The following is a 7,573-nucleotide window of genomic DNA, read 5'->3' as shown; positions in this document are numbered from 1 at the left end:
CGATAGCAGGTGTCGCCAACCAAGCGACCCTCGCGCAAATGGGTAGCAATAACACAACGACCCAAAGCGTGAATGGTACCAACAACCCGACGAATCTCTCGCAAACTGGTACCTATAACACGGGTAGCCAAAGTGTGAATGGTGAAAATAACCAAGCGAGCTTTATACAAAACGGCACCTATAACACGGGTAGCCAAAGTGTGAATGGCATTGAGAATCAAGCTACCCTTTCGCAAACAGGTAGCTATAACCAAGCCACGCAGGCACAAACGAATTCTACTAATGTGTCCCGCGTTACGCTTACGCAGGTAGGAACTAGTAACATAGCTACGCAGCAGCAAAATGGTAGCTTCAATAACCTCGTTAGCTTATCGCAGACGGGAACGGGCAACAACGCCAAGCAGCAACAGTCAGGCTTCCCTGGCTCTTTGGTAAGGGCGACGCAGACCGGGAATTATAATACGGTTATCCAGTATCAGGCAACCTACTATGGTGAAGGTAGGGCTAGTGTAACGCAAGCCGGAGGGGATTTTAACTATGCCAGTCAAACGCAAGCCGGCGATAACACGGGTACTATCACGCAACTAGGTAGCAGCAACCGCGCTACCCAAGAGCAAAGCGGTAGCTTCAGATTTGGTGGCCAAAGTGGTGACATCAGCCAAACCGGCACCCGTAACCAGGCGAGCCAGAAGCAAACGTTTGGCTCGAATGGAGCCACTGCCAGCCAAAACGGGAACGATAACACGCTCACGCAGACGCAAGGTGCGTTGAACAGTCGGGTGTTTGCTACGCAGGTAGGGAATAATAACATGTTGGTGCAAACACAACGGGACATCGATTTTAATTATGGTATGTCTGCCACTGCTACTCAGTCGGGTAACAGCAACCGCGCGACGCAGACACAAGCCGGTGCAAGTGGCAGTCAGGCTTCTATTACTCAGTCGGGCAATCGTAATACTGCCACTCAACAGCAGGAACGGGGTCTTTTCACCACTTCTACTACCCAAAACGGGAATGATAATAGTGCTACTCAGGTACAAACGATAGAGTATGCTACAGCTACCATTCTTCAGAATGGCAACAGCAACCAAGCCGCGCAGAAACAAGAATACGGCACCAACCTGACGGCACAGATCACGCAGCAAGGCAATGGCAATAAAGCCAGCCAAACCCAGACCAATCAATATAATGAAGCCCTGATTGAGCAGATCGGCTCGGGCAACACAGCGACGCAAACGCAGGCGGGCGCTGGGGGCGCCGATGTGGCCCGCATGCGCATCCTGCAAGAGGGCACGGGCCATCAGGCCATTCAGCTGGATGAGGGTGGGGTAGACAACCAGTTCCTGATCCAGCAGAGCGGCGCTTCCAACTATGCCCGGCAACAGCAGAGCGGGGAGAACAACTCCGCCAGCACCTACCAGGGCTTGTCGGGCAACCGCAACGAGGTGTATCAGTCGGGCACCAACAACGTGTCGGTGGTGCGCCAGAACCGGTAGGCCAACTGACTGCTAGCGCTAAACGATAACACGGCTTCCATGCAACAGTTAAGTTGTGAGTTGTTAATATCAGATTACTTGATTTACTGATAACTCACAACTTAACTGTTAGCAGAGGCGACATTTTTATAAGACTATGAAAATAAGTGCAGTAGGTTTATTGACGATACTAGGTTTGGTAGCAATCGTGCAGCAAGGCTGGGCGCAGGAAGTGCGTAATACGTCCTTAAATGCCGAGCAGCAGCTTTTGGACCAGCTGGCTACTGAGCGAAGCGTGTTCCAAAGAGCCGCCGCGCCCACCAGCTTGCTCAACATGACCCAACTCACGCAACAAGGTGCCGGCAATGCGGCGCACATTGTGCAGGTAGGAAGCAGCAACGTAACCCTGGTCTCCCAGGTCGGAGTTGACAACGTGGTGAACAGTACCATCTCCGGTCAGCACACGCGTTCCGAAATCGTACAGCAGGGGGCGCGCAACGTGGTAGACCAACAACTTACGGTTGATGGGCGTCGGTATGCAGTGCTACAGCAGGGGTTGGACAACCAACTGAAGCAGGTAGAAAGCGGGGCTCAGGCGCCGCCCGGCTATCAGGTGCAGATGGTGGGCAATGGAATGAAAATCAGTATTCAGCAAGGCCAGGCTGCGTATCGTCCCTGATGAGCAGGTTTACACTACTCCTGCTAACTTTCATTCTAACTTTTTGTGGCCGTGCGCCTCGTACGGTGGAGTAGTCTCTGCCCAGATTTACCTTTTCTATGTTTAGCTTCTTTCGGGCCGTAGGCGTATGGCTAGTAGTAGGTTTCATTAGTCAGCTGCTAATAGCCTGTGAGTCGACCACGGTGGAGCCAGCGCGCTATGGCTCCTTAGAAGGAGTAGTCCTGGAAAGTCGGAACAACACGCCAGTGGTCAATGCGGTGGTGACTACGAATCCGGCTACCTCTTCCTTCCTCACCGACGCGCAAGGCAAGTTTACACTGCCTGCTCTGACCACGGGAAAGTATACGCTCTCGATTCGCAAAGCCGAGTACAGCCCGCAGGACATAGCCGTAACCATCAGCGAGGCGGCGCCAACGGCTGTCACAGTGGTACTGGAACGCGCCAACAGCGCTAATCGTCCGCCCAATGCGCCTACGCTTCCTAGTCCGGCCGATGAGGCGACCAACGTAGCTCCTATAACACTGACATTGCGTTGGCGGGTAACCGACCCCGATGGTCAGAGCGATTCGCTGCGTAGCGACGTGATACTCTACGAAAGCACTTCCACCACTCGGCGGCAGCTGCTGAGTAACTCCCGCGATACGAGCGTAACGGTCTCCAACCTGAAATTCAACACCATTTACTTCTGGCAAGTGACTGTGCGCGACCAAGCCGGCGCAACCGTACGCGGCCCAGTGTGGAGTTTTCAGACCGCTACTCTACCCGAACACCGCTACTTATACGTACGAGAGGAGAACGGCAATACGGACATCTACGCGGCAGATGTAGCTGGTGCTGGCTACCGCCTCACAACCTCGCCGTTTATCGAAACGGCGCCCCAACTGAGCCCTACCCGCGACCGGATTGCCTACACGTCGAATGCGACTGGGCAGTTTCAGCTGTACACGATGGATCGGGATGGCACCAATGCGCGGCGCATCACAACCCTCGCGGTGGAGGGCTATTCCAATCCTGGCATCGGCTACCGCTGGTCGCCTGATGGTGCGCAACTTGTGTACGCCCACTACGATCAGCTCTACCGTATCAACCGCGATGGAACCGGCCTGACATTGCTGGCCACGGCGCCCGCCGGCCGCCACTTCCGCGAGTGCGACTGGACCGCCCAAGGCAATCGGCTACTGGTACAAACGATTGGTTCCAATGTTTTTGATTCTGAAATCTATCTACTGAACGCCGATGGTTCGAATCCCACGCTGCTGGTCGGCAACCTACCAGGCCGTGTAGATTCCCCTTCCTTCAGCCTGGACGGCCGGCAGTTGCTGTATTCGCATGATGTAGCCGGTCTGAACGACGTAAATGGCCGGCAACTAGATGCGCACCTCTTTCTGCAAAATCTGGATGGTACGGGCGTAGTAGATCTTTCTGGTGGAACGACTAGTACACTCGTGGGCAAGCCAGCGGGCACTAATGATGTAGCCCCCCGCTTCTCGCCCGATGGTAGCAAAGTTATCTTCGTGAATAGGGCCAACGACAACCTGAGTCCGCCCGAAATATGGACTATAGACCTGTCACGCCAGAATCGCGTGCGCCTATTTGCTAACGCCTTTTTGCCGGACTGGAAGTAAACCAGTGTAGCAGAGTTTGCGCAGCTTATCTACTGGGTCGCTCATCATGTACTGAAATAGTTGCCCATTGTCATTGTGCACATGCCTCTTACTCGTTCAGAAAAGAGTTCTTTTCTGAACGAGTAAGAGGCATTCAGATTACCTATTGAAAAACAGCCCCAAAAATCTGCGTTTTTGGGGCTGTTTGCGTGGGTACTAAAAGTGTTCAGAAAAGAGTTCTAATTTGAACACCTCACTAGTCAATATATACATACTCATGGGCAAGGAAAAGTTAGATATGAGTGACACGGCGATAGATGTGACAGTTGGAGTGTTTGGAGCCGCCTTGGGCTTACTTGGACCGAATGCAGCATTAATAGGTGGAGGCCTTGGTCCAATTCTCTCTGCTACATTGAAAGATTTTAAAATGCGTGTATTCTCTAACCGAGAGCAACAGCGTCTTGATAGTGCGACGGTTTATGTGGCAGATAGTATTATAAGAGATATACAAGTTGGTAAAATCGTTAGACAAGACGATTTTTTTCAAGGAGAAAATAACTTTTCAAGTGACGGTGCGGAGCTTTTAGAGGGAGTTCTGTTAAAGTGTAGAGCACAATACCAAGAAAGGAAAGTGCAGCTTATTGCTAATATATTTAAGAATGCTGCTTTTGCCGCCACTATTTCAGCACAGAAAGCATATCAAGTTTTGAGTATGGCTGATGGGCTTACTTATCAGAATCTTTGTTACTGTCCTATTTTGGTAGAAGACAAGACTTCCTAGAGTTTCAAATCCTCAAAGAGTCTTTTGGCATGTATCCAGATGCTTTTGGCGATGATACATGGCTTCTTGCGCAAGACATACTAGAACTATATAATAGAGGTATCTTATCTAGCCAGAGCGGTTTTATGGAAAGCACTTCTATTACACCTGGTAATATTGGATTAACCGTTCGTGGTCAAGAAGCTTTTGATCTGATGGATTTGAATAGTATTCCTAATGATGATGTGCTCGCTGTTATTCGACCGTTGGAATATAATTCGCGTGGCTGTTGCAAAAGTCTCGCGACACGTTGACAACGAGTTATTCAACCCGCACTTACTACTAGCAAGGGCCCCTACGCGAGGGTTTCTGGATGCCGACACTACCCAGTCGATCCACTGCCGAGACTTTTGCAACAGCCACGATAGTTATAAACGCTTTATTATAAAAGTTATATTTACAATCCGGCCGGTCACTACACCTATCCTAGAACTTTGCTGTGAATAAATGCCTTTAGGCCATCTCTACTAAGTGCTTCGTGTAGTGCAGGGTATTCCATCCTGCCAGAATAGCTAGTATCGCTTCTGCTCAGGGGTTGCTACCGGCGGAATCCAATGATTCGGAAACACATCTTCCGTATAGAACAGCCCATCCATGACCATCGGCAATTTCATCCGCGTTTCCTTGTAGCCAAAGGGTCGGGCAATCAGGGAGGCTTGTAACCATGACGGGAGGTTGGGTTGGCGGAAGTTGAGTAATAGAAAGGGCTGTTTAGTCTGTCCTAATACATATTCGATGCTGTTGGGCTGATGTGTAGTTACGCGCAGTACATGGAAGAATAATAGCTTTCCAAATTTACCCCGGTAGCCGGTAAAGCCTATATTGTAGTAGCCCTCGCCATATCGCTGCTTCAGGTAATCCCCCACCCGAGGATTTTGGTAATAGAATGCTAAGTCGATGTTGGCCCCCTGGTAGGTGAGGTGCGAGGCCGCCGCCCATACCATCATTTTTTCCCCTCGGTATAACGCCTGCTGCAGGAAAATCGCGTTATCCCCCATTTGCCAGTCTCGTCCCTGCTCATTCGCGTTTTGCCCGTTCTGCCCCGGCTTGGGCGAGAATTTGCGCGCTATTTCGGTCAGCGAACTTCGACAGAATTGCTGCCAGAATACCTGCTCCGGGGAGATAGCAGCCGACGACGTGGTCGTTCTCTGTAATTCGGCTAGAATACCTCGCAAGATGGGATTTACCACCAGTGTGTCGGCTACGCTGGGTTTGGTGAAATAGTCGGAGAGGGCGATGACGCGAGCCAGCGAAGCGCCGAAGGTGCGCCATTTGGCAGTATCCTGTACCAGGGCGGAGTGAGTACCCCCCAGGTAACTTGTTAAATCGGGTAGCAGATTCTCACGGGAGTATGCGCCGGAGAATTTGCAGTCGATACCAGCTAGAATCAATGGGTTATCTGTGTGCTTCTGTTGCTCAATGTAGGTAAAGAGTGCTTCGGTTTCTGTGCTAATCCAAAAGGGATAGAGCGACTTTCGAGCAGCCTCTATCGTTGTTTCCCCTGCTTGTATCTGCTGCCAAGCTTTGTAGCAATCATAAAACCCACTCTCAAAGGCTAGGATACGAAAGCCCAATTCCTGGTGCAGGAACTTGATGAGCCTAACTTTTGCTTGAAACGCACTCCCATCGAAATGAATAGGCTCGCCTAATCCGATGATTGTTACCTGCTGTAAGCGGTCCCGAAGGGGGGCAAGGTCCGTATAGTCTTCGTTGGTAGGGTCAACGTTACTTACTACGAGCGCATTTTTCTGGACGTAGGCCACGCGGTCGGCCATTGATTGAGCCGTTGCCGACCATAAAGGGCCGAGTAGTAGCAGTAAGAGTAGTAGAGTCGTTCTCATGTGTGAGGCCTGTGGTATCACAAGGCAGGAAAGTACAGTTTTACCCAGTAGAGTACTAGCGGCAGCGTCGGCGTTGCAACGTGCGGTCTATAGGAGACCGAACAGAACTCATACATCCTCTTTGCACGACCAAGCAGGCAAGTGCATCGTGATTACCTAATAAGAGAGGCGTAATAAGCCGCCGACAAGAAATAGCTTCATTGTAGCCGCTTGCGACTAACCTATAACCTTTAGTAAACGGTCTATTGTCAGATGTTATACGGGTGGTGGTCTAAAGCAAGGTGATAACACTTTTCTGTTTAAAACGAAAATACCTCATTGCGTTACCGAAAAGATGCTTTATTAAAATAGAGCAAGATTTAACATCACCTTAATTTAGACCGCCGCCGTTATACGCGCTGTACGCTATTGCTGACTGGTTCCCTTATAAGAAAGCGTACTTTCCCAGTTCCATAGCGTAGAACTTTCATAAGACGAGGTCAGATGCTGCTATCAGAATTAGAGGTCTCACGATTGCTTATGGCTTATGGAGAGGACGTTCGGCTCGTTATTCAGCTGTTTCAGGAGCGACTTGCAGCGACATCCCCTGTGTATGCCTGGCGGAGCGGACGACTAGACCGAACAGGCTTTTTAGATACAGAACAGACCATGGGGTATGCGCTGCATGGTGCTGGCTGCACGGTTGAATTCAACGAGCGAAAGCTCGTGTCTTTTGACTGGGATGAAACGGGTAACTACTCTTTTGATGCGTGGAAATTCAAGCTCTATACGGACAGTATCGGTGTGAACTGTGATGTACTAGAGGACCAGTATGTAAGAACATTGGCCCAGAGCTACTTCTATTGCCGATAAACTGCTCAGTTGATGGTATAGACTATAGCTCTTGCCTAAACATCTGTTTCATAGACTAATCACATTTTTTAAACCAGTCGTCAAGATGTGTGACAAACTGTTTATTCTATTACTACCGTCGCTTTGCCCAGCCGCATGACCGGGCATCATCCGGCGTATCTGGTGCTCTACTTGCCTTCGCTTATGAAATACAGCCCGGCCTATCAAACCGCGTTCGGGGCACTCTGAGGTGGTCGGGTAAATCTGGACAGAATAGGGTCTTATCTTTCGAGAGTCATGAAAGACAGCCCTCACCCTACTAA

7 protein-coding genes are annotated in these 7,573 nt (G+C 50.4%); 6 read left to right on the top strand and 1 reads right to left on the bottom strand.

Annotated elements, in window-relative coordinates:
- The 5 genes from KYK14_RS20845 to KYK14_RS20825 form a co-directional block, all read left to right on the top strand.
- Positions 1-1,496, top strand: a 1,496-nt coding sequence (locus tag KYK14_RS20845; protein WP_425514708.1) for a hypothetical protein, incomplete at its 5' end; no start/stop codon positions are given.
- A 136-nt stretch (positions 1,497-1,632) separates the two neighbouring features.
- On the top strand, positions 1,633-2,154 hold the full coding sequence (locus KYK14_RS20840) for a hypothetical protein (protein ID WP_219161624.1): 522 nt from the start codon (positions 1,633-1,635) through the stop codon (positions 2,152-2,154).
- A gap of 98 nt (positions 2,155-2,252) precedes the next feature.
- Positions 2,253-3,779, top strand: coding sequence for a carboxypeptidase regulatory-like domain-containing protein (locus KYK14_RS20835; RefSeq protein WP_219161623.1), 1,527 nt, complete (start codon positions 2,253-2,255; stop codon positions 3,777-3,779).
- A gap of 256 nt (positions 3,780-4,035) precedes the next feature.
- On the top strand, positions 4,036-4,539 hold the full coding sequence (locus KYK14_RS20830; RefSeq protein ID WP_219161622.1) for a hypothetical protein: 504 nt from the start codon (positions 4,036-4,038) through the stop codon (positions 4,537-4,539).
- Positions 4,500-4,832 (top strand): hypothetical protein, encoded by a 333-nt coding sequence (locus KYK14_RS20825; RefSeq protein ID WP_219161621.1) that lies wholly within the window; start codon positions 4,500-4,502, stop codon positions 4,830-4,832. The genes KYK14_RS20830 and KYK14_RS20825 overlap by 40 nt, the downstream gene beginning before the upstream one ends.
- 258 nt (positions 4,833-5,090) lie before the next feature.
- Here the strand turns inward: KYK14_RS20825 and KYK14_RS20820 are convergent, their stop codons facing one another.
- Positions 5,091-6,353: an erythromycin esterase family protein gene (locus tag KYK14_RS20820; RefSeq protein ID WP_219161620.1), complete on the bottom strand. Its 1,263-nt coding sequence runs from the start codon at positions 6,351-6,353 to the stop codon at positions 5,091-5,093.
- A gap of 585 nt (positions 6,354-6,938) precedes the next feature.
- Here KYK14_RS20820 and KYK14_RS20815 point away from each other — a divergent pair.
- The gene (locus tag KYK14_RS20815; protein WP_219161619.1) at positions 6,939-7,271 is read left to right on the top strand and encodes a DUF6896 domain-containing protein; all 333 of its coding nucleotides are present in this window, start codon (positions 6,939-6,941) and stop codon (positions 7,269-7,271) included.
- Positions 7,272-7,573 lie beyond the last annotated feature (302 nt).

It is taken from the genome of Hymenobacter profundi (assembly GCF_019334315.1).
GTDB lineage: Bacteria > Bacteroidota > Bacteroidia > Cytophagales > Hymenobacteraceae > Hymenobacter > Hymenobacter profundi.
Note: the sequence above shows the minus strand (reverse complement) of the source record. Positions and strands in the feature narration are given on the sequence as shown.